Source organism: Rhodococcus antarcticus, from assembly GCF_026153295.1.
GTDB lineage: Bacteria > Actinomycetota > Actinomycetes > Mycobacteriales > Mycobacteriaceae > Rhodococcus_D > Rhodococcus_D antarcticus.
In genome coordinates this window covers 1-25,045 of record NZ_CP110616.1, presented here as the reverse complement: position 1 = coordinate 25,045, position 25,045 = coordinate 1, and the positions used below count along the sequence as shown (strand labels likewise).

27 protein-coding genes are annotated in these 25,045 nt (G+C 70.9%); 12 read left to right on the top strand and 15 right to left on the bottom strand.

What is annotated here, in order from left to right; genetic code table 11:
• Positions 1-32: 32 nt before the first annotated feature.
• Positions 33-587: a helicase associated domain-containing protein gene (locus tag RHODO2019_RS18050; protein ID WP_265385000.1), complete on the top strand. Its 555-nt coding sequence runs from the start codon at positions 33-35 to the stop codon at positions 585-587.
• A 302-nt stretch (positions 588-889) separates the two neighbouring features.
• On the opposite strand, the gene RHODO2019_RS18045 is transcribed toward RHODO2019_RS18050, so the two are convergent.
• From RHODO2019_RS18045 to RHODO2019_RS17995, 11 genes are all read right to left on the bottom strand, one after another.
• A complete protein-coding gene (locus tag RHODO2019_RS18045; protein WP_265384999.1) occupies positions 890-1,471 on the bottom strand; it encodes a DnaB-like helicase N-terminal domain-containing protein in 582 nt (193 codons plus the stop codon).
• Positions 1,472-1,596: 125 nt separating this feature from the next.
• Positions 1,597-1,830: a hypothetical protein gene (locus tag RHODO2019_RS18040; protein WP_265384998.1), complete on the bottom strand. Its 234-nt coding sequence runs from the start codon at positions 1,828-1,830 to the stop codon at positions 1,597-1,599.
• A gap of 34 nt (positions 1,831-1,864) precedes the next feature.
• Positions 1,865-2,819 (bottom strand): IS5 family transposase gene (locus RHODO2019_RS18035; RefSeq protein WP_435532252.1). Its coding sequence is split into 2 segments (ribosomal slippage): positions 1,865-2,387 and positions 2,386-2,819, totalling 957 coding nucleotides; the frame shifts between segments, so codons are not numbered across the junction.
• Positions 2,820-3,099: 280 nt separating this feature from the next.
• Positions 3,100-3,573, bottom strand: a complete 474-nt coding sequence (locus RHODO2019_RS18030) for a hypothetical protein (RefSeq protein ID WP_265384996.1) — start codon at positions 3,571-3,573, stop codon at positions 3,100-3,102.
• Between the two features lie 383 nt (positions 3,574-3,956).
• Entirely contained in the window at positions 3,957-4,706 is a 750-nt protein-coding gene (gene istB, locus RHODO2019_RS18025; RefSeq protein ID WP_265385030.1) for an IS21-like element helper ATPase IstB, read from the bottom strand.
• Between the two features lie 53 nt (positions 4,707-4,759).
• The gene (istA, locus tag RHODO2019_RS18020; RefSeq protein ID WP_265384995.1) at positions 4,760-6,295 is read right to left on the bottom strand and encodes an IS21 family transposase; all 1,536 of its coding nucleotides are present in this window, start codon (positions 6,293-6,295) and stop codon (positions 4,760-4,762) included.
• Positions 6,296-6,739: 444 nt separating this feature from the next.
• Positions 6,740-7,051 carry a hypothetical protein gene (locus tag RHODO2019_RS18015; protein WP_265384994.1) on the bottom strand — a complete coding sequence of 104 codons (312 nt, stop codon included), beginning with the start codon at positions 7,049-7,051 and terminating at the stop codon, positions 6,740-6,742.
• Positions 7,052-7,350: 299 nt separating this feature from the next.
• Positions 7,351-7,944 (bottom strand): hypothetical protein, encoded by a 594-nt coding sequence (locus RHODO2019_RS18010; RefSeq protein ID WP_265384993.1) that lies wholly within the window; start codon positions 7,942-7,944, stop codon positions 7,351-7,353.
• Positions 7,941-8,879, bottom strand: coding sequence for a ParA family protein (locus RHODO2019_RS18005; protein WP_265384992.1), 939 nt, complete (start codon positions 8,877-8,879; stop codon positions 7,941-7,943). Before RHODO2019_RS18005 ends, RHODO2019_RS18010 begins: the two co-directional genes overlap by 4 nt.
• A 262-nt stretch (positions 8,880-9,141) precedes the next feature.
• Entirely contained in the window at positions 9,142-10,335 is a 1,194-nt protein-coding gene (locus RHODO2019_RS18000; RefSeq protein WP_265384991.1) for a hypothetical protein, read from the bottom strand.
• A gap of 303 nt (positions 10,336-10,638) precedes the next feature.
• Complete coding sequence (locus RHODO2019_RS17995) at positions 10,639-10,836, bottom strand: toxin-antitoxin system (RefSeq protein ID WP_265384990.1); 198 nt, start codon at positions 10,834-10,836, stop codon at positions 10,639-10,641.
• 153 nt (positions 10,837-10,989) lie between these two features.
• Here RHODO2019_RS17995 and RHODO2019_RS17990 point away from each other — a divergent pair, with 153 nt between their 5' ends.
• Entirely contained in the window at positions 10,990-11,616 is a 627-nt protein-coding gene (locus tag RHODO2019_RS17990) for a hypothetical protein (RefSeq protein WP_265384989.1), read from the top strand.
• A gap of 72 nt (positions 11,617-11,688) precedes the next feature.
• Here the strand turns inward: RHODO2019_RS17990 and RHODO2019_RS17985 are convergent, their stop codons facing one another.
• From RHODO2019_RS17985 to RHODO2019_RS17975, 3 genes are read right to left on the bottom strand one after another with little or no spacing between them, the layout of a single operon-like run.
• Positions 11,689-12,744, bottom strand: coding sequence for an MAB_1171c family putative transporter (locus RHODO2019_RS17985; RefSeq protein ID WP_265384988.1), 1,056 nt, complete (start codon positions 12,742-12,744; stop codon positions 11,689-11,691).
• Complete coding sequence (locus RHODO2019_RS17980) at positions 12,741-13,229, bottom strand: hypothetical protein (RefSeq protein ID WP_265384987.1); 489 nt, start codon at positions 13,227-13,229, stop codon at positions 12,741-12,743. The genes RHODO2019_RS17985 and RHODO2019_RS17980 overlap by 4 nt, the downstream gene beginning before the upstream one ends.
• A complete protein-coding gene (locus tag RHODO2019_RS17975) occupies positions 13,192-13,635 on the bottom strand; it encodes a helix-turn-helix domain-containing protein (protein WP_265384986.1) in 444 nt (147 codons plus the stop codon). Before RHODO2019_RS17975 ends, RHODO2019_RS17980 begins: the two co-directional genes overlap by 38 nt.
• Before the next feature lie 308 nt (positions 13,636-13,943).
• Between RHODO2019_RS17975 and RHODO2019_RS19235 the strand changes: the two genes are divergently transcribed.
• From RHODO2019_RS19235 to RHODO2019_RS17920, 10 genes are all read left to right on the top strand, one after another.
• A complete protein-coding gene (locus tag RHODO2019_RS19235; protein WP_290428907.1) occupies positions 13,944-14,951 on the top strand; it encodes a C40 family peptidase in 1,008 nt (335 codons plus the stop codon).
• Positions 14,948-15,571 (top strand): hypothetical protein, encoded by a 624-nt coding sequence (locus RHODO2019_RS17960; RefSeq protein WP_265384985.1) that lies wholly within the window; start codon positions 14,948-14,950, stop codon positions 15,569-15,571. The genes RHODO2019_RS19235 and RHODO2019_RS17960 overlap by 4 nt, the downstream gene beginning before the upstream one ends.
• Entirely contained in the window at positions 15,568-16,149 is a 582-nt protein-coding gene (locus RHODO2019_RS17955; protein ID WP_265384984.1) for a hypothetical protein, read from the top strand. The genes RHODO2019_RS17960 and RHODO2019_RS17955 overlap by 4 nt, the downstream gene beginning before the upstream one ends.
• A gap of 10 nt (positions 16,150-16,159) precedes the next feature.
• Positions 16,160-16,450 carry a hypothetical protein gene (locus tag RHODO2019_RS17950; RefSeq protein ID WP_265384983.1) on the top strand — a complete coding sequence of 97 codons (291 nt, stop codon included), beginning with the start codon at positions 16,160-16,162 and terminating at the stop codon, positions 16,448-16,450.
• A gap of 20 nt (positions 16,451-16,470) precedes the next feature.
• Positions 16,471-17,193, top strand: coding sequence for a DUF8175 domain-containg protein (locus RHODO2019_RS17945; RefSeq protein ID WP_265384982.1), 723 nt, complete (start codon positions 16,471-16,473; stop codon positions 17,191-17,193).
• Entirely contained in the window at positions 17,193-18,506 is a 1,314-nt protein-coding gene (locus RHODO2019_RS17940) for a hypothetical protein (RefSeq protein ID WP_265384981.1), read from the top strand. The genes RHODO2019_RS17945 and RHODO2019_RS17940 overlap by 1 nt, the downstream gene beginning before the upstream one ends.
• Positions 18,503-20,020, top strand: a complete 1,518-nt coding sequence (locus RHODO2019_RS17935) for an SCO6880 family protein (RefSeq protein WP_265384980.1) — start codon at positions 18,503-18,505, stop codon at positions 20,018-20,020. Before RHODO2019_RS17940 ends, RHODO2019_RS17935 begins: the two co-directional genes overlap by 4 nt.
• A gap of 200 nt (positions 20,021-20,220) precedes the next feature.
• Positions 20,221-21,591 (top strand): putative type IV secretion/conjugal transfer ATPase, encoded by a 1,371-nt coding sequence (locus RHODO2019_RS17930; RefSeq protein WP_265384979.1) that lies wholly within the window; start codon positions 20,221-20,223, stop codon positions 21,589-21,591.
• Positions 21,588-23,366, top strand: a complete 1,779-nt coding sequence (locus RHODO2019_RS17925) for a type IV secretory system conjugative DNA transfer family protein (protein WP_265384978.1) — start codon at positions 21,588-21,590, stop codon at positions 23,364-23,366. The genes RHODO2019_RS17930 and RHODO2019_RS17925 overlap by 4 nt, the downstream gene beginning before the upstream one ends.
• A complete protein-coding gene (locus RHODO2019_RS17920; protein WP_265384977.1) occupies positions 23,363-23,827 on the top strand; it encodes a DUF4913 domain-containing protein in 465 nt (154 codons plus the stop codon). Before RHODO2019_RS17925 ends, RHODO2019_RS17920 begins: the two co-directional genes overlap by 4 nt.
• Positions 23,828-24,043: 216 nt before the next feature.
• On the opposite strand, the gene RHODO2019_RS17915 is transcribed toward RHODO2019_RS17920, so the two are convergent.
• Positions 24,044-25,045 carry an aldo/keto reductase gene (locus RHODO2019_RS17915; protein ID WP_265384976.1) on the bottom strand — a complete coding sequence of 334 codons (1,002 nt, stop codon included), beginning with the start codon at positions 25,043-25,045 and terminating at the stop codon, positions 24,044-24,046.

Here is a 25,045-nt window from a genome sequence, read left to right as displayed (position 1 = left end):
AACAGCATTAGGGGGTCAAGATTCACCCGGCGTTGACACGCCGCCGACACACCCGCGGCATCCTCACCGCCCACCAGCTCACCACCCTTAACGCCCTACCCGGGTGGGTGTGGGGTGAGCGCGACGCCCGCTTCCACCACGGGCTGGCCCTGCTGCGTGCCTACCAGCAGGAAACAGGGTCAGCGAGCCCCACCCAGTTCTACATCCACCCCTGCGGGTTCACCCTGGGGGCCTGGGTCGGCCGGGTCCGCACCCTGCACCGCACCGGTGCCCTGCCCCCTGGCCGCGTCCACGCACTGCAGGCCATACCCGGGTGGCAGTTCAACCCCAGGGCCGAGCACTGGAACACCACCCTCGCCCTGCTGCGCACCACCGCCCACGCACACGGTGGACTCACCAACATCCCCCGCCGCACCCACACCCAGGGCGTCACCATCGTGGTGTGGGCCGACAACCAACGCCTCCAAGGACGCCACGGGCGGCTCACCCCCCACCAGATCACCGCACTGGACACCATCCCCGGCTGGTGGTGGACACCCACCCCCACCCCCCCTGTCACCAGGCGCGGCAAGACGGCGGGGGCATAACCACCGCGAGCCCGTGGAGCCGGGAGGGTGGGCCTGATCCCCCAGGAGCACGGCAGGCCACGACCTGGACGAAGCGGGGCTGGACGAAGCGGGGTGGGGTTCAGACGAGGCCCGTGACGCACGAGGGTCTCCGTGCGCTCACCCGCCACATCCGTGGCCGCCCGGCACCCCCCACGGCGCCCCCCCATGGCACCCCCGACACGGTGGTCGACAACCATGGGCATGTCGAGGTGGGCGCCGCCCGCGAGATCGGGGGGGAACCGCGGACGGCGCACCAACCACCGTAGGTGTCGACTGGCCTGTCAAGGGGTGCGGGAGGAGTCCAGGGCGGTGGCCGCGTGCTGCAGGCGTTCGGTGGCGGTGCGCTGGGTACGCCCGATGGCCACGAGGTGGTCGAACAGGGCATCGGTGGGCAGCTGCCCCGCAGCCTGGGCCAGGGCGGCGGCGGCGGTGTGGAAGGAACGCCGGTAGGCGGCGCTGAGGACGTTGACCGCGTGGTGCCCGGCCGACTCGGGGGTGGCCCCGGCGGCGGTGGCATCGGCCAGGGCCCGGGTCAGCAGAGACCCCTGGTGGGCGCCGGTGCCCTGGCCGGTGATGACGGCGGCGATCGACGCCGGGTCCTGCGGGCGCCCCCGGCGCAGCTGCTCGGCGATCAGGGTGAACAGGGCACCGTGGGCGGGGCGGGTGAAGTCCCCCGCAGCCAGCAGCTCCACCACCGGGCCGGCGGCGGCCGCGGTGGACCACAGCACCCCACACAGGCACAGGGCCTCGGAGTCCAGGCGGGGGTCCTCAATGAGGTCGCCGGCGTCAAGACGCTCATCGACCTCGAGCCCGGCATGCTCACCCTCGTCCGGGCCCCCGGTGGTGCTGGGGTCGGTGCTCACGGGGTCCTCCGTCCTGCCGCCCCGCAGGGGGGCCGTGGTCGTATTCGCGGCTGATCTCGGGGTGCGTGGTCGCGGCGTGGGTGGCCGCGGCGTGGGTGGCCGCGGCGTGGGTGGCCGGGTGGGGGTCACCACCGCTGACCGGTGTCGGTCTCGGGGGTGGGCTGGGCGAGGTGGTCGCGGACCATGTCCATCATCACGGTGGTCCCGGTCAGCTCGTAGCAGCCCGCGTCGTCGCGGGCCGGGCCGATGTAGGCGTCGGTGGCCTCCACACAGATCCGCACCCCCTCCCCCGCCCCGGTCACCGGGTGCTGACGCCCCCAGTGCGCCAGCACCGCCTCGGTGGCCTCGGTCGCGGCCAAGGCGCGGGTGCCGGCGGCACCGGAATCGCCGGTACTAGGGCGTGTCTTCTAATAGGCGGAGCCAGCGGATGCAGGCCTGGAGCACGGTTGCGGAGCGGTAGGTGATGGCGAGCTTGTCGTAGCGGGTGGCCAGGCCGCGCCACTGTTTGGTGAGGCTGAAGGAGCGTTCGACGACGTTGCGGTTCTTGTAGGTCTCGGCGTCGAAGGCTGGTGGTCGCCCACCGTTGGAGCCTCTGCGTGTGCGGGCGGTGATCTCGGTGCTCTTCTGCGGGATGACCGCCCTGATCCCCCGGCCGGCGAGCATCCTGCGGTTGACACCGTTGGTGTAGGCCCGGTCGGCGATCACGGTGTCGGGGCGGGTCCGTGGGCGTCCGGGACCCACGCGGGGCACCCGGATGTCAGCCAGCACCTCGGCGAGCATCGCCCCGTCGTTGCGTTGCCCACCGGTCACGACCACCGCCAAGGGGCGACCGTGGCCGTCGACCGCGGCGTGGATCTTGGTGGTCAGCCCCCCACGTGAGCGACCCACCCCGTGACCTGCAGGTTCACGCTCACCCCCCAGCGGGCTGGCGACGAACCCGACCGGCAAATTCGTGTAATTCGACCGAGCCCCCTGTGTCCTGATCGGGGCGGGTCGTGTTCGTGGCGTGCTGATGGGCACGGCTGATCGTGGCGTCCACCGACGTCGACCAATCGATCTTGCCTGCCGCGTCGGCCTGGGCCAGGAGCTCGGCCAACACCCTGTCCCACGTCCCGTCCGCGGCGTAACGACGGTGCCGCTTCCACACCGTCTGCCACGGCCCGAACACCTCGCGGGGCAGATCACGCCACGCCATCCCGGTCCGATACCGGTAGATGATCCCTTCCACGACCCGACGGTTGTCGCCGAACGGGTGCCCTCTACGGCCCGCGTTCGAAGGCAGCAGCGCCTCGACCCGGGCCCACTCCTGGTCGCTGAAGGTCTCGAACCGAGACCGCTGATCCGTCACAGCTCCAGACTGCCGCGCACCTCAACCCCCGTATGGGAGACACGCCCTAGCAGTCCAGATGATCACAGGGGAGCTCCTCGAGGTCCGTAGTTCACGGTGTGGTGGGTGGTGTTCGCAGCGTGAACTACTGCCGGCGGAGCCGGGCCCGTGTCCGGGACCCGTGTGGACAGCTGCACCACCGTGTGGACAACCACCCCCACCCGAGCCGGCCGGGGGGACGGTGCGGGCGGGTGCTTGCCGGGCCCCCGGGGCCCGGCAGGCACCACCCCCCGGCCGGGGGTCAGGGTCCGAACACCGCCTCGGCGAGGGTGGCGGTGCGGGTGAGGATCCCCAGGGCACTGCGGTACGCGGTCTGGTCGTGGACCTGGAACGTGATGGTCCCGATGCTGATCGCCACGTGCTCGGTGATGACCCTGCGCCCGGGAGTCACCCGGTGAGGCTGGTGGGTGATGCCCACCGCCGGGGTCCCCCACAGCCGCACCACCGTCGACGTCCCGGTCAGGCGGTGGTCAATGTGCCGGTGAGCCGGGACCGCCCCCAGGGGCAGCCGGGCCGCCTGCTGGGCGGCCTGCGCCCACGCCTTCGCCACGTGGACCGCCTGGTGCAGGTCGCTGATGGTGAGCATGAGCGAGCCCCACAGCACCGTCAGGGTGGCCTCGGTGGTGCCGGCGGCGTGGGCGTCCAGGCGGGCCCGCTGCTCCCCGGTCAACGCCAGGGAGGTGCTGATGATCTGCGTGCTGGGCTGTCCAGACATCGGAGGCCACCACCTTTCGTGAGGCCCGGGACCAGTCGTGACCACGGGGTGTCAGCAGGGGTTCTGCCAACCACTCCCCCGGGCCGCCCGAGCACGCAGTGCTCCAGGGGCCCAGCCAGGGGCCGAACCCCGGTGAGGCGGTGCGGGGGTTCCGGCTCGTCCGGGCGGGTGGTCTCGCGCAGCGACCGAGCACCGCGAGGCTCGGATCACCGGCTCGGATGGGCCGGGTTCCTCGGGCCCTTGCCCTGGCAGGGCCGCCATCTGTCAAGGGCCACGGGTTTCTGCCCGGAGGCGGTCGTGAGATCTGCCCGGTGGCGGTCACGAGAAGTGCCCGGTGATGGTCATGGGATCTGCCCAGTGCTGACCGTCACCGGCTGGGGTGCTCAGCTCAAGGGGCTCACCCCTTGGCCGGCGAGGGCTTGGGCCTGCCGGACGCTCTCGCCGCTGGTCTGGCAGAGGTGGGCGTGGTGCAGGAGCCGGTCGACGGTCGCGGTGGCCAGGGTCTTGGGCATGAGCTCGTCGAACGCGGCTGGGTGCAGGTTGGAGGAGATCGCCACCGAGCGTTTCTCGTAGGCGGCGTCGACGAGCCGGTAGAGGCCCTCGGCGGCGTCTTGAGAGACCGGAAGGAGCCCGATGTCATCCACGACGACGAGGTCGGCGCGCAGGACCCGGGCGATGGCCTTGGTCACCGAGTCGTCCGCGCGGTGGCGGCGCAGCAGCGTGCCGAGGTCTTCCAGGGTGAACCAGGCCACGCGTAGTCCTTGCTCGACGGCGTGCTGGCCCAGGGCCTCGAGCAGGAACGTCTTGCCCGTGCCGGAGGGTCCGCAGACCACGAGGTTCTCGTGGCGGTGGACCCATTCCAGGGTGCGCAGGGCGTGCTGGGTCGGGGCCGGGATCGAGGACGCCCCAGGGTTCCAGGCGTCGAAGGTCTTGCCGGTGGGGAACCCCGCGCCGGCCCGCCGGGTCGCCAGCGCGGAGCGTTCGCGTCCGGCGGCTTCCTCGGTGAGCAGGGCGCGCAGCACCTCGACCGGTTCCCACCGCTGCGCCTTGGCGGTGGCGATCACCTCGGGGGCGTGGGCGCGGATGTGCGGCAGGCGCAGGCGGTGCAGGAGTGCTTGGACGTCGTCGGGCATCGCCGGTGCGGCCGGGACCCCGGCGACCGGCACGGACGTCCGGGTCGGGGCGCTCACGCGGTCACCTGCGTCGCGTCGGGTGTGGATGCGCCGAGTGTGGCCCAGCCCGCGGTGCCCTGGGTCAGGGACCGGTCCTCGCTGGCCTGGCTGACGGGCCCGGCTGCCGCGGTGATCGTTGCGTGGTGGTCCAGGATCGAGGCGAGGTCGGCCTCCGCGAAGCGGGCATGGACCGCCGCGTGACCCAGGGCCCAGTCGACGTCGGCGCGGGTGAACAGCTTCGCGAGCTGAACGGCTTGGGCCATCTTCACGCGCATCTTCGTGGTGCCGGCTGCGGCGGCCTCGGCCAACCAGACCCTCGCGCCGTCACCGAGGGACAAGAACGCGGCCTCGGACACGGTCCGGGCCAACGGGACCCGCCCGAGCGCGCCGGGCGGCGCGGGCGGGAAGTGGGCGTCGGTGATCTGCGGGCTGCCCGGCCTCGCGCGGGCGTGGCGGGCGACCTCGAGCGGGCCGGTGGCCCCGACGTGGACGATGACAACCTGCTCGTCGGCGCCGCGCCCGTGCACCCGCACCCAGACCGTCGCCCCGAGCAACTCGTGCGGCACGGAGTACTGCCCGGCCTCGAAGGTGACCATCGGCGTCTTGGGTGGCACGACCCGTGTCAGGCCGAACGCGACCGTGTGCGGGTCGGCCGGGACCGGGTGCAGACGCAGGCGTTCCTCGGCGAGCATCGCCTCCGGGGCCCGGCGCGTGACCCGGTGGACCCGGGCGTTGACCTGCGCGCAGAACACCTCACACGCGTCCTCCAGGTCCGCGAACGACTCGTAGGCCCCGAGGAGGTTGGTGTCGGTGGGGACCAGGTCCGCCTTGGCGACCTTCACCGAGGACTCGCTACCGCCCTTGGACGCCGGGTCCACCGGGACACAGGTGTGCAACGTGACGCCGTAGTGGCGGGCGAAGGCGACCATCGCGGGGTTGCGGACCGCGATGCCGGCGACGTGCTCGACGGTCACGGTCTTCTCGTTGTCGGTCAGCAGATACGTCGGCGCACCACCGATGCGGCGCATCGTCACGTCCAGGGCGGCCATCACCGACGGTGAGGTCTTGTCCCTGATCGCGAGCACCACCCGGAACCTCGACCACGCCAACCACGCCACGAACAACGTGGTGCGGACCCCGTCGATCATCGGCCCGTCGCCGAAGTCGTACTGGATCCACATCCCCGGCTCGGTGACCCACGGGCGGTGCACCCGGACCCGCCCGACCCGGAAGTTCGCCTTCACGACCGCGACCGCCCGGCGGGTGGTGCGCTCCGAACCGGTGAAGCCCAACGCGACGAGCTTGTCGTGGGCGACGTCGGCGCGGACCTTGCCCGCCGACCACTCGACCCACTCCTCGACCTTGGCCACGTAAGCGTCGATCAGCTGCGGGCGCGGCGCGCCGCGATCAGAGATCCCGCCTGCGTCGCGAGCCGCGACATACCGGGCGACGGTGTGGTGAGAAACCCCGGACAGCTCCCCGGCATCACGCAACGACCCGGTCAAGTCGAAAGCTTCCAACATGTTCATGATCTCCTCGGCAGACTTCACGGTGTCCCTCCTGGGGGCGAACGGCGCATCAGCACCGCCAACCGCACCCCAGGAGGGGCCTCCACCGCGAGAAGCGGCGAGGCGAACGACGTCGTGTCGGGCAGATCTCATGACCGCCAGCGGGCAACTCCCATGTCCGCCACCGGGCAGCTAATTGACCGTCTCCGGGCAGTTTCCCGTGGCCGCTGTCACCATCCTGGGCGAAGCCGGGCGGCCGGGGGATCAACACCGACGTCGTCAGTGAGGAACGAACGCCCGGCGGCGGCTCCAGCTGCACCGGTCGACGCAGGAGACCGGGGCACCCGTCCTCCTGCGCCGATGGGGCGGGGCGAGGAACGAGCCCGGCACCATCGGTGCCCTGCCGCAGTGACAACCCGGTGTTGCCCTGCCCGGGGTGGCGCGGCAGAAGCTGCGAGCCGGCGGCAGGGACGGTGGGTCGCCGCGTCAGGCCCGGCCCCGTCCGCCTCCCTCGCCCCGGCCGCCCTCCTGGTGGTGTCGGCGGGGTCGGATGGCGGTGGCGGGGACCCACTGGAGCATGGGCAGGACACCACGGTGGGCGGCCACCGGCACCTCCATGCGGACCAGGCCCACCCACCGGCCGTCGGTGACCCGCGCCCACCCCAGCAGCTCACCGTCCTGATCCCCGACCAGGCGCAACCCCGCCTGCACCACCCGCATCGGCAACCCCGTCGTCGGGGCGGTGTTCGCCGGCAACATCGCCCCCAGGTCCACCACCACCGCTCTCGGTGGGGTCACCGGGATCCGGTTCGGGCGCTCGAAGTCATCCGGCCACGATACAAACGGATCGAACACCTGTTCGATTATGCCGGACCGCCGCACCCCGAGGGGAATCCTTACACCACTGAGCGATCGCGAGACGGACACGGGGATCGATGGGTTCACTGGTAGCCACCACCCGAGCCTGAGCGGGAAGTGTCACCCCACGACCACCCACACCATCACCGATGTCCTGATGCAGAACCGTCACCCATGTCCTGCGACATGACAGCCGCGCCGTGTGGTCGCGACGACGTGGTTTCAGCTGCCCGCGGGCCCTACGTCTCGGCTAAGTGGAGCTCCAGTGCGGTGGCAATGAGACGCGAGCGGTTCGTGTGGTGCTCGGCGACGAGAGCAGTGATGGCCGCGTACTGGGCGTCCGTAACCCGGATGGTGGTCTGCACCGACGGCTCAGAGCTTGGCTTGTTCTGCGGTACGACGAACAGGTCGTCTCTGTGCACGCTTGGTGCCGGGGCTGCGAGCGCCGGCCCGAGGCGCGCGTGGGTGCTGTTGATGGCGCCAAGGATGAGCGCGGTGCGCGTCCCTCCCACGTCGGCAGCGGCGGCTCCGAGCTGTTGGTGCAGCGTGCGGGGTAGGTACAGCGCGATGGAGCGTAGGTATTCCCGCTGCTCTCCTACCGAGGCTGTCGGTGCCTGCACCGAGAACGCCTGAGGACCTGCGGGTGCTGAACTTTTGGCAACACCCTGTTCAGCCGTAGGTCCTTCGACGACATCCGGCCCAGCGGGCGGTGCTGCATCCAGGGTCGGGACGGCGATGGGCGACGAAACACCGCGCTCGGACGGCGGTTTGGCTGATTTTTTGGTCAGGAGCTCAGCCAAGTTGGGTGTAGCCATCGGCTGAGGTGAGCTCATGCCTTTACCGTCTCGTCAGCGTGCTCTTCGTCGCCCGCCGGCTGCTGCTCGAGTTCGCTGATGCGAACCAAGATCTCGTGCGACAGACTTGCATAGTCGCTGGCTAGAGCAGGTGCGGCTCCGGGCGATGTGGGTTTGCGACCCTCCTTGAGTGCCTTCCAGAACGGCTCCCCCTCGAGGCGTGAGGCTTGTTCGTGGATGAGCAGTCCGGCGCCGCGGGCATCTGTCGCCGCGACAGAGTGGCGGATGGTGCTGAGGAAGAGGGGCGCGGCACCCCCGAGAGCGTCGGTGATCTGGGCGCTAATTTCCCGCTTCACGCGGGTCGCCGAGCTGGCGATGCCGAAAAGGACGACACCCAGCAGCTCCAGTTTGGGGTTGTGCTGACGGGCCTCGACGAGGCGCTGCACGATCCGCACCATGCCCTTGAGGCTTGAGGCATCGCCTCGGGTGGGGATGATCAGCCAGCGAGCGGCCCCCAAGGCAAGCAACTGCAGGTTGGGCTCACCGGGTGGACTGTCGATGATGACCAGGTCGTAATCGTTTGCCTCAAGTAGTCGGCTGAGCGGTTCGGCAAGTACGTCAGCTACCGCGTGGCCGCCGCGGTGGCGGGACAGCAGCAGCCCCGCCAGGTCGTCTAGACGCTCCCCACCGCTGATCACGTCGATACCAGGCCTTGCGGCCTCCACGGTCACGGCCAGGGGTAGCCCTGCAGCGAGAGACCCCACAAGCCCCGCGCCATCATCACCGCGCCCAGCGCCGGTATAGCCGAGATCTTCACCAACGTTGCCCTGCGGGTCGAGATCGATGATCAAGATTCGATACCCGGCCTCGGCGGCCATGCCGGCGAGCGTGGTCGCGAGCGACGTCTTTCCAACCCCACCCTTGCCATTGGCGATGGTGATGACCCTGCTGAGCGCGTCTCGGTTCACGTTCACCTCATGATTTTCGTTGAACCTGCTCCAGGTTGGGCGGAGGCTCGCCGCAATATCTGCACACCGCTTGTGTTGCCTCCCGCTGCAGCACCTTCGCTGCGGCTCGTCTTCCCTTGCACTCGTTGTATCTCTCGTTGTATTGCTCACTGTACTGCTGGTTCGTCACCAGGCTTTAACAGTGGGGGTCTGTCTGTACGTGTCGGCGCCGGGGTTGCACGCACGTTGCCGGGAGACGAACCGTGCCCTCAAGCCGAAAATGAGCAGGTCATCGTTGGTTGCGGCGGTGTTGGACCTGCTCGGCCAGGGCCAACCGTTCGGCGGATTCGCGTTCGGATCGTCGGTGGGCTGCGGCGGTGGCGGTGGTGTGGGCGGCGGTGAGGGCGGCGGCTCGGCCGGGGCCGGTGAGGGCGGTGACCGCTGTGTGGCGGGCGGCGGTGTGGGTGTCGCGGGCGTCAAGCTGGGCGGTGGTGCGGGCGGTGCGGGCGGCGAGCTCGGCGGCGGCGTGGGCGTCGGGGATGGCGGTGGGGCGTTCGTTGATGTCGACGAGGCCGAGGAGGTGGCACAGGTAGGAGATGGGCCGGCGTGGTGCGGTGAGCACCTGGTGGCCGGTGGTGGTGAGGTCGGTGAGCAGCTGGTTGAGGTCGCGGGCGGTCCACCCGGCCGCAGCGACGGCGCTGAGGACCCCTGACCAGCGGTGGGCCCCGTACTGCCGTGCCCACCGGGGGCAGTGTTCGGAGGCCCGCCAGGCGAGCATCAGGGCCGTTGCAGAGGTCCTGGAGCCCTCCCACCCATCAAAATCATCCCGAGCGTGTCCTGGTGTCATGGCCCGGCGCGGAGCGCCGTTCTCGTCCCGCGCAGCGGGTGTTGTTGATTCGTTGGTAGTGGAGGTAACAACCATCCCATCGCTGCGCTCGGGGGAAGAACTACCACTACGTGGTGGGGTGCCACGCACCGTCTGACCTGCGATGACACGCCCAGGGTTGTCCACAGGGGTGGGGACGGGGTCGGGGAAGCGGGCTGAGAGGTGCAGGGCGTACTCCGCGGTCCAGCCTCGACGGGTGTCCCCCCGCTCCCAGGAGGCCAACCGCTCGATGAAGCTCCGGTGCCGGGCGGGCGCGACCTCGGTGGCCAGGCCGACCAGGCGCAGCCAGGTCCGGGCTCGGGTGACGGTCCGCTGGCCGAGCTTGGTGGTGGCGGTGATCCCGGTGGTGCCGCCGGTGACCCCGAGCAGGGGCCGTGAGCAGCGCCCGGTGCGGTAGTCACCGGCCCGGGCGTGGGCGGTGGCCACCGCCAGCACCGCCCGCAGCGACACCCCACCCCCCGTTGCGGTGACCAGCTGGGGGCGGGTCAGCAGGTAGCCACGGCGGTACACCGCCACCACATGGGCCAGCCAGCGCTCAGCCGACCACCAGCAGGGCAGGGCCGACCACGAGATCGGCTCCACACTCGCGCGGGCCAACGGCCGACGCAGCAGCGACGAAGCAGTGGGGGAGGAGGAGTCACGCCGAGACGGTGGACGCGTGTGCCGCGACGCGACACGCGAACCACCAGACCGGGTGTATGGACCGGATTCAGGGTAAGAGGTACCCTGAGACAAGGCAGCCAAGCCAAGTCCCTTCGGGGCAGTGCACCAAGCCAGCGAGTTGGTAGCTCACTGGTCCTAGCGTTAGCCAGGCCCTCCCTTGCCGGGGAGGGCTTTTGGCGTTCTAGAACCTTCTGACCGAGTGCTTGTGGAGTTGTCGGGGCGGCGGAGCCGCTGCGGTCAGGCGCTCTGAGGAAGCACCTCCTGGTCGAGTTGCAGCACGAGGTCGGGCCTGCCCACGTGAGTAGCCAGTACGTCGGCGACGTACTGGCTCATGGGCATGCCACGCTGGGCGGCCGCTGACTTCACGGCGACGTAGACGGGGTGCGCGAGTCGAGCCGCGACCTGGTCGCGGTCTCCCTTATGTGGCTGGGCCATGGAACACACCATGGTGGGTGCGTAACTGTTAGGGCCGCAGACACGCCCAAACCGCGAGAAACAACCGACTCTGGCCGCCTCGGCCGCAAGCAGGCTGTTGGCACCTCCATGACGGTCGCGGCTCGCCATGGCGCGGGTCCTACCCTCGACGACATGAGCTTCGATGCGCACCCCGACGTCGTGCGACTCACGGCGGCGCGCCCCTCGCGACTTGCTGATCTTGTTGCCCTCGTGACGCACCCAGCGGTCATGGTGGTGGCTGTGCTGGCGGTGGTTGCGGCCCACTCGACGGATCGACTGTGGTCGGCAGCACTCTGGACGGGCCTTGCCGTGCTGTTCTGCGTGGTGATTCCCTACGCAGTGCTGCTCGGCATGGCCACCCAAGGCCGAGTCCTGGACCAGCATCTGGTTGTCCGAGAGCAGCGCCGCGCCCCGCTGCTCGCGGCCCTGGCCTCCGTGATCGTGGGACTGCTCGTACTGGCCGGCCTTGAGGCGCCACGACCTGTTCTCGCTCTGGTGGTGGCGATGCTGGCGGGGCTGGGTGCCATGACAGTGGTGTCGCACTGGTACAAGGCGTCGTTCCACCTGGCGGTCGCTGGAGGAGTCACGGTCATCATCGGGCTCGTCCTCGGCTGGTCGGCCGCGGTCCCTCTGGCGGCGTTGCTGGCGGCTATCGCGTGGGCTCGCCTCCGCGCGGGCCGACACTCCCGGGGCCAGGTCCTCGTCGGTCTTGTCGTCGGCGCTGCCGCCGCAGCCATCGTCTACCCCGCGCTGGCCTAACGCCCGCTTACAAACCAACTCAACGGTGGATGACGGCACAGTAGTCGAAGATAAACTACAGTCCAGTTGGAGTCAACGCGCTGCACTGTAGGCCTGGGCGAGCCGAAGCAGCTGCTCGAGTGCCCCGGTCTCATCGACGGTGGAGTCGAGAACATCGCGGGCTTGGGTCGAACCCGGAGTTTGACGTGCGAGGGCTGCGCCTAGCGCGTTCGGGCCGGATCCGGGCCGGGCTTGGACGGTCTCGTGGCGCAGGGCGTCGTTGATCTCGATGATGACCCGCCTCTCCCGCAGCTGCTGCCGCCCTAGGGGACGTGCCGGTGACGGTAGTGACAGATGTACCTCGGGGTGGCGGGCGACCAAGTGTGCCCACAAGGGCCGCAGAGTGCGCCATCGGCGCTCGGCTGAAGCGACATCGACGAACCAAGGCATTGTCCACAAGGCGAGGATTCCCAGCGACAGGACCATAAGCGGCCATGGCACCAAGGCGTCACCCAGACGCCCGTACACCTGTCCGGAGTGCCCCGTGGCTGCCGGGAGGACGGCGCTAAGCGCGTAGAGCACCATCACCGGCATCGCCGCGGCGCAGGCCACGCCGATGAGAGCGAGGCTGAGGCGGCGGGTCAGCGCGGCCGGCCGGTGGGGTCGTGCCTCGCGGGCGCAGAACCGGGCGATGTCGCCCAGGGAGATGATCATGTATCCGTAGAAGGCGAGGTGATAGACGACGAGAGCGGGATGCCCCGGCGCCTCCGCCAAGCTCGCGTATTCCCCGGCGTGGATGGGGCTGAGCACCCAGGTCGCCATCATCATCGCTGCGACAGCAGCCCCGACGACGAGATAGCGGCGGACTCGACCGGGGTCGGGGTGCTCGTGGCGCAACGTCTCCAGGTAGACGTGGACCCAGGCCAGGCCCACGGCGAACACGAGGTGGACCAGGAGACCGGCAATATTCGGGATGTGCATGGTGGCATCGAGTTGGGCCCGGGAGAGCTGCAGGGTCATGGCGACGGCCACCGACACCGTGGAGACAGTAAAACTGATGCGCCACAGGGCGTGTGGTGACCGCACAGTCACCCACATGCGGTAGGAAGCGGCGACCCAGAGCAGCACCGCCGCGGCCTGGACGATCATCGCATCCTGTCGAACACCCGATCGCGGTGACGTTTGCCGGTTGTGTGCGCGGCCCCGAGCCGGGCTGCCAGACGGGTTCCGAGATACTCGGCGTCAGCCTCGGCCGCGTCGTCATACCCGTGGCGGTGCAGGAACCGGGCGGCTACCTGGGGGTCGATGCTCGGTGCGGCACGGGACACCATGGCTCCCAGGTCAGCTGTGCCGGGCTGCGGGTCGTGCTCCAGCAGCATGTGGGCGAGCTCGTGGCAGACGATGCCGGAGCGCCACTGGGCGTCCGCGTTATCGGGGTAGACGATGTAGTCCCGTGCTGTCGTGGCAACCCACAGCCCTGAGGGCGCGTCCTCGGGTAGCGGGGTCGGCATCAGCGTGATCGACCGAGACCGGCGGGCCGCGACCCTGTCGACGAGTTCGTCGAGGTCACCGCTGACCGGAACGAGGTGGGCGTAGCTACTGGCCTGTCGGGCCTTCCGGGTCCTGCGCAGCATCGAGCCCTTCCATCTGGCGTATCTGGTCGAGAATCGCACCGAGGTGCGCCATGTTCTGAGGGCTGACCCCGTGCGCACGCGTCAGAAGCGCCTTCACCCCCGAGTCGTGCAGCGCTGCAAGCGTAGACAACTCCGCGCTGACCCGTGCCTCGACCTCCGGATCTGAGAAGTACGCCAAGGGCACCCCGAACAGCCTTGCTATCCCGTCCAGCAGCCTGAACGACGGGTTGTCACGCTGCCCACCGCGGAGCAGCCAGAGGTGCTGAGCGCTGACCTGAACACCGAGCTCACCAAGCGCCTTTGCGGCCAACTCGTTGGTGTAGAGGCCGCCACCATCAGGCCGGGGGATTGTTTCGAACAGCCGGTTCAGGTTGGGCGCCAGACCAGGAACACCATCCCGTGGCATGAGGTGGCCTCCCGTCTCTGTCTCTGTCGCAGCGAGCATCGCACATGGGTGGCCCGCCAAGCGCAGTGCAGACAGACGACAGGTTGCCCCACCCAGCACTGTGGTTTAGCGTCAAGACTGTTAAGCAAACTACAGTTGATTCGCTGGTGTCACTCGCTCGCGGGTGGACGTTCCGAGAGGGGGAGCGCGATGAGTGAGGGATCCATGACATGGACCTGTCATCGATGGGGTGCAGCTATCGCCGCAAAGACGGGCGATAGATAGTGGCTCCGGGGACGCTTGCAACGGTAGCGGCCGCAATCGCTGTCGTGGTCGCGGTGCCGCTGGGCCTGTCGGTGCTGGCGGGCTCCGACACCCCGGCCGCCGCATCGGCCCACGGCCAGCTGGTGGCCGGTCAGGTACCCAACGGGTGGGAGCCGTGGGTGCTGCAGGCCGGGTCGATCTGCCCGGAGGTCAGTGCCCCGCTGGTGGCGGCGCAGATCGAGGCGGAGTCCGGGTGGAACCCGGAGGCCGTCAGTCCCGCTGGGGCGCAGGGGTTGTCGCAGTTCATGCCCGGCACCTGGCCCTCCTACGGCCGGGACTCCGACGGCAACGGGCAGGTGTCCCCGTTCGACCCCGGCGACGCGATCGTCGCCCAGGGCACCTTCGACTGCGCCCTGGCCGCGGAGATGACGACCGCTCTGGCCGCCGGGCAGGTCACCGGTGACGTGATCGACCTGGTGCTGGCCTCCTACAACGCCGGCAGTGGGGCGGTCCGGGCGGCCGGGGGCATCCCGCAGAACGGGGAGACCCCCGCCTACGTCACCCGCATCCGGTCGTTGGAGGCGAAGTACACCGCGGTCGGCACCGGCATCGGGGCAGGGGCGGGGATCGTCGCCGGGGGACCGTTCGCCGCGAACATGGTCGCCGCAGGCATGCAGTGGCTCGGGACGGTGTACGCCTGGGGCGGGGGCGACGCCACCGGCCCCACCCGCGGGATCCGCGACGGGGGTGTGGCCGACAGCTTCGGCGACTACACCAAGGTCGGCTTCGACTGCTCCGGGCTCGTCATCTACGCCGCCGCCCAGGCCAGCGGCGGCAGCCTGCGGTTGCCGCACTCCGCCGCCGCGCAGTCCCAGATGGGTCAGCCCGTCGCCACCAACGCCATCGTCGCGGGCGACGTCCTGTTCTTCGCCGACAGCGGCGGGGTCCACCACACCGGGATCTACATGGGCGGCGGCCAGATGGTCAACGCCCCCCAGTCCGGCGACGTCGTGAAGGTCTCCAACCTCACCGGGTGGGCCGGGGAAAACATGACCGCCAGGAGGTTCGGATGACCATCCACCGCGCAGCATTGCTCGCGGCTGCGACCACGGTCGTACTTGTGGTCTCAGGGTGCAGCTCAGCGCAGATCACCGCCGCCGGCGGCACCGAGACCACCCCCACCACCACCGGGTCCTCGGCGGCGGCGGCACCGCCGACGGTGTCGAGGTCGGTGCAGCCCGAGCGCAGCGCCCCGCCGGTCCCGACCGCCGTGGACCCCGCCCTGGCCGGGGTCGACCGGTCCAGCATCGACGCCGTGGCCACCGCGGTGGTGACCGCGTTCACCACCGCGAACACCGCCACGGACACCGGCCCGAACGATGCCGCGGCCCGCACCATCAGCCTGCTCACCGCCGACTACGCCGCCGCGATCATCACCACCCCACCGCTGCGGTCGCCGGGGGCCCGGTGGAACACCTGGTCCGCCCAGGGCGTCCGGCTCACCGCGACGGTGGAGCCCTTGGCCGATGACCGTCCGGCCGACACCACCAGCACCGCGACCCGCATCTACCTGGTCACCCAAACCCCCACGACCCGCACCGGGCAGGTCCTGGACCCGGTGGTCACCGTCGCCTACATGGGGCTGCGCCGGGACACCAGCGGGTGGGCCGTGGCCCAGGTGGAGCAGCGATGAGCCGCACGAGCACCACCGGGGCCCTGGTGTGGCCCCCGGTGCAGCGGGCCCCGATCCTCACCGGGGTCGCCGGCGGGGTCGGCACCACCACCATCGCCACCGTCCTCGGGTCCACCGACCGCGGCGTGTACCGGCCGGGGCTCAGCGTGGACGTCCTCGTCTGCCGGTCCACCGCCACCTCGCTCGCGTCATCGCTGACCGCGGTGCAGTCCGCCCCCGGCCGCCCCGTCCTGCTCGTCGTCGCCGACGCACCGGGCACGCCACCCAAGACCGCGGCGGCCCGGATGCGAATGGTGCAGGCCCACACCACCGCCGTCATCTACCTGCCCTGGGTCGCCCAGCTGCGCGACTCCGACACCCCCGCGCAGGACCTGGCGGCCGCGGTCCGCGCCGCCCAGCCCCCCAAATGGGCGCTGCCCGCGCGGGCGGCGTTCGCCGAGCTCCTCGACACCCTCGTCCCCCTGCTGCGGGCCCCGGACCCAAACCACCGCCCGGTACCCCGGGGACCCGACCCCGTCACACCTGCGCCCGCACACCCGCACCGCGGGTTCACCGCACCGACCACGTTCCACCACTAGGGGAGACACCATGTCCATCGCACTGAGCACCGTGACGACCTACCTGGCGCAGAACCCGGGCCCCAAGCCGCTGCCCGGCCAGCTCGGCACCTTCCTCAACGACCTCATCGGCTACACCCTGACCATCCTGTGGATCGCCGCCGTCGTCGGCGTCCTCGGGTGCGCCATCCTCATGGTCATCGGCCGCCAGGGCCGCAACGAGGTCGCCCTCCGCGGGCTCAACGGCATGCTGTGGGTCACCGGCGGGCTCATCCTCGGGGCATCCGCGGTCACCATCGTCAACACCTTCGTCACCGCCTGAGGCCCGCGATGAGCCTGACGATGCCCGAGCCCACCCCCCGCCGTCGGGGCCCCGTCCTCGCGGTGGCCGCCGTGGTGGTCCTCGCCCTGCTCGCCGGGGGGGTCTACCTCCTCACCCGCCCCAACACCGGCGGCGCCGGCGCCACGATGGGTGCCGCTGCCCCGACCACGGCCGGGGCCGGACCCACCTCGAGCTCACCGCCCCCCGCCGGCTCAGACGTGGCCTACCGGCCGTCACCCTCGCAGCAACCACTGCTGCCCTACTCCGCCACCTACGGACCCCGCTCCACCGACGGCGGGGTGGCCACCGGCTTCGCCCACACCGAGCAGGGCGCCGCCATGGCCATCCAGCACGCCATCTACGAGGTCGCCGGCACCGCACCCCCGTCGGTGTACGAGAAGGCCTGGGCCACCCGCTGGACCCAGGTGCCCCCCTCGGCGATCACCGACACCCAGCAGTCCTACGCCTCCTACGCCGCCACCACCGGAGCCACCTACGGGGACTACCTCACCGCCCCCGCCGGGATCGGCCTGTTCCAGGGTTATTTAGTTGCCGGCGACGGCACCGGGAACAGCGTCACCATCACCACCGTCTTCCTGAACCAGGCGCTCGCAGGTCAGCCCGAGCGCTGGTCGGGCAGCCCGGTGGAGATGCGCTGGGTCAACGGCGACTGGGTGGCGGTGTGGTCGGCCGCCCGGGCGATCCCGTACCCGGGCAAGCCGGCCGGCATGAAGGTGCTCTGATGCCCGATTGCAGCGGCTTGATCAACCAAGCCAACCCCCTGTGTTTGGTGCAGGGGGCGGTGTCGAGCGTGGCGTCGTCGACGTTCGACACCATCGCGCAGAAGGCAGGGGAGTCGGCCGGGGAGATGGTGGTCAAGGCCCTGACCTGGTGGGTGTCCACCCCGTCGATCGACCCGAACACCCCGACGGTGGAGAAGCTGCAGGGCTACCTGCTGCCCATCGTGGTCGCGATCCTGACCATGTCCGTGCTGGCACAGGCGGTGCGGGTGGTGCTCTCCCGCACGGGCAGCGCCCTGGTGGAGACCGGGACCGGGCTCGTCCGCTACACCGTGACCGTGGCCCTGGCCACGGGCCTGGTCGGTGGGGCCCTCTCCGCCGGGGACGCGCTGGCCGGGTACTTCACCGACACCGCCGCCACCGACTTCGGCACGAAGATGTCCGCGCTCATGACCGCGGCGGTGATCAGCAACCCGTTCACCCTGCTCGTCGTGGCCCTGCTGCTGCTGCTCATCGCCGCCGTGCAGTGGGTCATCGGGCTGTTCCGCCAAGCCGGGATCCTCATCCTGATCGTGCTGCTGCCCCTCGCGGCAGCAGGGTCGGTCGGGCGCTCCACCCGGACGTGGCTGCCCCGTCTCGGGACGCTGCTGCTGGCGCTGGTCGTCTACAAGCCCATCGTCGGGTTCATCTACCTGCTCGGGTTCGAGCTGGTAGGCACCGGCACCGACTTCACCACCGCCCTGACCGGGATCATGGTCCTGGGCATGGCCGTGTTCGCCCTGCCGCTGCTGCTGAAGTTCTTCTCTTGGGCCGACCTCGGTGGCTCCGGCAGTGGTGGTGCGGGTCTGGCCCTGGCCGCCGGCGTCGGCGGCGCGCTCCTCAACCGCGGTGGGGGTGGCGGTTCCTCCTCCGGTGGCTCGCCGGCGGTTCAGCAGGCCGACTACATGGCCGCCACCGGCCCCGGCTCCGGTGGGGGTGGGGGGCAGGCCCCGAGCGGGGCTGCACCGCAGCCCACTGGTGGCCCGACGGGGATCAGTCCCGCCGGGGGCGGTGGTCGCGCTGACGTCGGTGCCGTGGCGATGAGCGGCGCAGCCGCAGGCGGCGGGTTGGCCGCGGTCGGCGCGGGAGCCGGCGGTGGCGCAGCTGCTGCGGGTGCGGGTGCTGCGGGTGGGCCGTGGGGGATGGCGGCCTCGGCCGCCGCCCACGCCGTGGGCGGCGCCGTCGCCCACGAGGTCAACGACATGACCACACCCCAGGGCGGCCAGCCCAGTGGGGCCGAGCCGGCAGTTGCCGGTGACGAGGAGCAGCTGCGATGACCGAGACCAAGCCGAACCAGATGGTGCCGAGCCGGGTTCGGACCTACGGGGGGTGGCGCGAGCCCCGCGGGTGGGGACTGGGCACGCTCACCGGCGCCCAGAGCGCCCGCGTGGGTGGGGTCCTGCTGGTCGCGTTCTTCATGTTCCCGCTGGGCCTCGGTGTCGGGGTCCTGGCCCTGGTGGTAGCAGCGGTGCTCATCGCCGCCACCGTCGTGCCGTTCGACAACATGACCGTGTCGGCGCGGATCACCCGCGGTCTCCGCTCAATCTTTGCCCGCTCCTCGGGGGCGTCGACGTTCATCTCCGGTGCCCTGACCCGGCACGAGCGCAAGCACGACCTCCCGGGCCTGCTCGCACCCTTGGTCCCGTTGACCACCGACGACGGCCGCGGCGGCAAGCAGGTCCTGCTGTGGCACCGCATCACCGGCCACCTCACCGCGATCCTGCGGGTCTCCCCGATCGGCATCTCCCTGGCCGACGCCCGCGACACCGACCGGTGGGTCGCCTCCTACGGGTCCTGGCTCGCTGACCTCGGCTACAAGCCGATGGTGTCCTCGGTCGCGGTCACCGTGGACACTGCCCCCACCGGGGGCACCACCGTCGCCGACTACGTCGCCGGGCGCATCGACCCGGCCTCGGCGCCCCTGGCCCGGCAGATCCTGGGTGAGCTCGTCGCCGCCACCCCCACCACTGCCTCCGACGTCACCACGTCGGTGTCGGTGACCTTCGACCCCAAGAAGGCCTCCCCAGCCCCACCGGACCTGCTTGCCGCCACCGCGGAGGTCACCCGGTGGCTACCCGGCATCGAGAGCAAGCTCGGCTCCTGCGGCACCTCGGTGCTGGGCCGGGCGAGCACCCCGTGGCTGATCCGCCGGCTGCGCACCGCGTTCGACCCCATGGCCCGCGGTGAAGCCGCCCGCACCATGGCCACCACAGTCGGGGCCACGGTCACCGGGGACGCCACCGACGTGCTCCGCTGGGAGGACGGGGGCCCGGTCACCGCGGAGGACGACTGGGACCACTACCGCCACGACACCGGGTTCTCCGTCTCCTGGGCCCTGGACGAGGCCCCCCGGCAGGAGGTCACCTCGAGGGTGCTGGTGCCGCTGATGAGCCCGGGGGTGTTCCCCCGCCGGGTCACCCTGCTCTACCGGCCGTTCTCCGCCGGCGACGCCGCGAAGCTCGTGGAGCGGGAGATCGGCGGCCAGTCCCTACGCCGGGAGTGGTCGAAGAAGACCAAGCGGGACGAGACCCAGCGGGACCGCGACGACGCCCACCGGGCCCGCCAGGCCGCCCAGGAGGAAGCCCAAGGTGCCGGGCTCGGGCTGTTCACGGTGTGGGTGACCACCACCGTCACCGACAAGGCCATGCTCCCCGCCGCGATCGCCGACGTGGAGGAGCGGGCGGGGCAGTCCAAGCTGCGGCTGCGGCAGTGCCGCGGGGCGCAAGCCGCCGGGTTCGCCGCCTCCCTCGGCGTCGGCATCGACCCCTCCGTCATCGCGAAGCTCCGCTGATGACCACCACCAACGGACACCACGCCCCCGGGGGACACGACACTGAGGCTGACGTGACCCGGCGGATCTCCGCCCGGGTCATCGCCCAAGCCGCTGCAGCCGTAGCCCCAACGCCCGGCCCGGTGGACCCCGCCGCCGCGAGCCGGGGTCGGGGTCGGCCACCGGCCCGGGGGTGGCGCGGGCGTGGGGGTGGGGCCGCGGTGAACATCGACACCGGCCGCTCCTACCAGGGCACCACCACCCAGGTGTGTGGGCTGTTCCCCTTCGCCGCGTCCAGTGGTGCCCAGGTTCGGGGGGTGCCCATCGGGCGGGACATGCACACCGCCGAGCCCATCGGGCTGGACCCCGGCCAGTGGCTGCAGGACGGGCTCATCACCAACACCGGGGTGTGGATCCAAGCCCAACCCGGAGTGGGCAAGAGTGCCATCTCCAAGCGGATCTGCACCGGGTTGGTGGGGTTCGGGTTCGGCATGGTCGTCCCCGGCGACGTGAAGGGCGAGTACACGCCCCTCGTCGAGGCGTTGGGTGGGGTCGCCTACCGGATCGGGCGGGGCCTGCACACCGTGAACCCCCTGGACGCGGGGCCGTTGCGGGCGGCGATCGACGCCGCCACCGGGTCCCGCCGCCAAGAGCTGGCCGAGACCGTCCGGGCCCGGCGGTTGTCGCTGCTGGAAGCCCTGGTCGTCATCGTCCAAGCGGGCCCGGTGTCCACGATGGAGAAGCGGCTGCTCGCCGTGGCCGTGGACACCGCGGCGGCGACGGCGGAGACCGCCGGCAGCGAGCCGATCATCCCCGACGTGGTCCGGGTGCTGGCCCGCGGGACTGACGAGTGCCTGCGGATCGTGGCCGCCCGCGACGACCACGAGTACGCCCGGGAGACCCGCGCCCTGCGGGCCACCCTGGAGCTGCTCTGCGAGGGGGCGATCCGGGGGCTGTTCGACGGCCCGTCCACCATCGCCTACGACGCCTCCACCGCGGTCCTGTCGTTGGACATCTCGGCGCTGGACGGGGACGCCGACGACGTCGTGGCGGCGGCGATGATGTGTTCCTCGGCGTGGACCTCGACCATGGTCGAGTCCTCGCTGGCCTCCGGGCGGCGTCGCAACGTCGTCGAGGTTTCCGACGAGCTGTGGCGGCGCCTGCGGGCGGCCCCTGGTCTGGTGGAGCTCTCAGACCGGGTCACGAGGTTGAACCGGGCTCGGGGGGTGGTGAGCCTGCAGATCACCCACTCCCTGTCCGACCTGGAGGCACTGCCGACCGAGCAGGACCGGGCCAAGGCGAGGGGCATGGCGGCCCGCAACGGCATCGTCATCCTCGGGGGCCTGGATGCTGCCGAGCTCGACCGCCTGTCGGCGATCACCCCGTTGACGTCGGGGGAGCGGGCCCTGGTCACCTCCTGGGCCGCACCCCCCACCTGGCACCGCGGGCTCGCCCACCCCGGGCGTGGGAAGTACCTCATCAAGAGCGGGGAGCGCCTGGGCCTGCCGGTGGCCATGTCGCTGAGCCCGTCCGAGCGGGAGCTGTACAACACCGACGGGGCGTGGGCCACCACCGGTGGGGGAGTGGCGTGAACTCCGACAGCCCGTGGGTGCCCGCGGCGTTCCTGGTGGTCCTCGGTGGCGGTCTCGGTGGCTACAAGCTCTACGCCGCCCACCAGGCCGGCACCCTGACCACAGGCCTGCTGGTCCTCATCGCCGCCGGCGTGCTGCTGCTCCTGGCCGCGGTCCTCGTGGGGGCGGTGCGCATGCTGCGGGGCCGGGCCCGGGGTGACGGGAAGGCCCGGTACTTGGCCCCGCCCGGGGAGCTGTCCGGCATCAAACCCAGTGACGCCCGGCGGAGTGCGGCTCGGCTGTTGCCGGGGGGCGACCTGCGCAACCCGGACAACCTGGGGCTGCCCCTGGGGCGGACGGTGCGGGGGAAGGTGGTGCTGCGCCAGGACTGGGAGTCCGTCGGCTTGATTGTCGCCGGGCCCCGCATCGGCAAGTCGACCTCCTACTGCGTCCCCGCGATCGTCGGCGCCCCCGGTGCCGTGGTGGCGACGTCGAACAAGGTGGATCTGCACGACACCACCCGCGGCGTCCGCGAACTGGTGGGCCGGGTGTGGTTGTTCGACCCCCAACGTCTCACCGGGCGGGAGCCCGAGTTCTGGGTCGACCTCCTTGCCCCGGTGGTCTCGCTGTCGGCGGCCCGGGAGCTGGCGGGGACGTTCCACGCCGCCTACGTCGACCCCAAGGCGTCCTCCGATGCGTTCTTCACCCCCACGGGGGTCGAGCTGGTCGCGCTGGCCATGTTCGCCGCCGCCCTCGGGGGTGGTGACCTGATCCACGTCACCCACTGGCTCGGCCGGCCCTCCGACGACACCCCCGCCACCATCCTGGAGGGGCATGGTTTTCACGATGCGGCGGAGTCGTTGCGGGAGAAGTCCACCGCCGCCGGCAACCAGCGCTCCGGCACCTACGCCACCGCCCGGCTGGTCATGTCGGTGATGGATGAGCCGGTCTTCGCCCGCTGGGTCACCCCCACCACCCGGGTCGAGTTCGTGCTCCGCCACGACGCCGAGAGCGGCTACCAACGGGTGCCGCAGACCGCACTGCGCAAGAGCCCACCCCAGCTGGACCTCCTCGAGTTCGTCCGCTCGACCGACACCCTCTACGCCCTGTCCAAGGAGGGCCGTGGGGCCGCGACCCAGCTGACGGCGGCTCTGGTCGCCCAGGTCTTCGCCGCCGCTGAACGGGCCGCCGTCAGCAACGGTGGCCGGCTGGGCGTGCCGCTGGTGATGGTGCTGGACGAGGCCGCGAACGTGTGCCGCATCCGAGAGCTCCCCGACCTGTACTCCCACCTCGGCTCGAGGGGTGTCGTCGTCCAGACGGTGCTGCAGTCCTGGTCCCAAGGCGTCCGCGTGTGGGGCGATGAGGGGATGCAGTCGCTGTGGACCGCGGCCAACGTCAAGATCTACGCCGGCAACAACAGCGAGGACCGGTTCCTGCAGCTCCTGTCCAACCTCATCGGCCCGCACGAGGTGCGCCGACGCTCGACCAGCAGCTCGGCCACCGGGTCCTCCACGAGCTACTCGACAGCGTTGGAGCCGATCTTCACTGTCGCCGACCTGCAGTCCCTCCCGCGAGGACGGGCGCTGATGCTGTCGGCGGGGAACCGGCCCACCCTGCTGCGGGCGGTGCCGTGGATGGACGGCCCCCACGCCGAGGCCATCACCGCCTCCGCGGCCACCTACGCCGGCGGGGGTGGGCTGCCCGCGTTCGTGAACGGCCGCCTGGTCGGCCCGACTAAGCCGCCGTCGGTCGACCCGCTGGCGAGGCCCGCCCCGGTGAAGGCGCTGCAGTGGTGAGCACCGACGACCTCCAGCTCGGTAGTGGGGGAGGGGGAGGGGATGACTGGGCCACCGGCTACACCGCCCCGACCCTCGCCCCCATCACCACCCCGACCCGCGACGAGGGAGATGGCGGCGAGGTGGAGCGGTGCTTCCCTGGGCTGGAGGTGTGGGTCGTCGAATGGCTGGCCCCCACCATCCGACGCCAGCACAACGAGAACGCCTTCCGGTGGTGCCCGCACTGGTGGGCCCACCCCGAAGCCATCAGCCGGCTCAACGGCCTCTGGGAAGCGTGGGAGAACGCCCGCACCGAGGGCGCGGTGGCCATGCTCGGGTGGTGGCAGGTCCTCGACCACCACCTCACCATCCTGACCAGCACCGGCGGCCCGTTCGCCCAGTGCACCCACACCGGACACCGCAGCGACGGGACGCCCCTGAAGACGGTGCCGGCCCCGGCCGGCACCTGGGCGGAGGGGTAAACGGACGTTCTGTGCTGCGGTGACCATGTGCGTTGAACGCCTCGAACCCGGTTACACCCTCGTCTGTGAGGAGTCGCATGGAGGGCCCTGCGTAGACAGTGAATGGTGGCCCAGACGACCGCTGTAGAGCCATTAGGGGCGCGGTATTGGTTGGCAGTGCACCTCGCAGCGAGTCAGGCTTTGCCCTCCGGTGGAGCAGGGGCTCGAGGGCGAGAGTTAGCGGTTGTAGGCGGGCATTGGGCCGCGCAGTGTGGCGCCAACCTCGTCGCAGGCCGCAATGACGTCGGGTGGCAGGTGTCCAGCGGCTGCGGCGGCGATGTTCTGCTGGAGTTGGGCGGTCCGTGAGCCGCCGAGCAGTAGTGCTCCGACGTCGGGGGAGCCGAGCAGCCAACGCAGTGAGAGCTCGGCCAGTGGCATCCCGGCCCCGTCGGCGATGGTGTGGAGCCGGGCGACGGCGTCGAACAGCTCTGGGTTCCAGTAGCGCTGGGTGTACATCGCGGCGAGCTTCGAGCTGCCGAACCGGCCGCTGGTGGGGGCGTCGGAGAAGGAGTGCCGACCTGTGAGCAGCCCTCCGCCGAGAGGGTTGTAAACCATGGTGGCGAGGGCGTTCACGTGGGCGAACTCCAGGTATTCCTCCTCCACCCGGCGGGCGAGCAGGTTGTAGAGCTGTTGGGCGACGACCGGTCGTGGGCATCCCACCTCGTCGGCAGCGACGTTGAGCTCGGCGATCTGCCAGGCCGCCATGTTCGAGACTCCCAGGGCTCCCACCCGTCCGTCGGCCACGAAGCCGGCGATGGTCGACAGGGTCTCCCGGACCGGGGTGGCGCGGTCGGGTTGGTGCAGGTAGTAGAGGTCCACCCGCTCTACCTGGAGACGGCCGAGCGAACCGGCCAGCGATGCCTCCAGCCCTGCCCGGGACAGCGGGGCGTGCTCGCCCGCGTCGGGGTGCGGCATCCCGGCCTTGGTGGCCAGCACGACCTGGTCGCGTCGGGTGCGCAGCAGCGGTCCCAGGAGCGTCTCGGTAGCACCTCCTGCGTAACCGTTGGCGGTGTCCACCCCGCTGATGCCGGCCTCGAGGGCTGCGTCGAGCATCTCGGCGGACCCCGCCGCGTCCACGGTGTCACCGAAGGTCATGGTGCCGAGCACCAGCCTCGAGAGGGGGACCGGAGCCCCGGGGATCTCCACAGCGGGCGCCTGGTTCGTCTGGGGTGTGGTCAT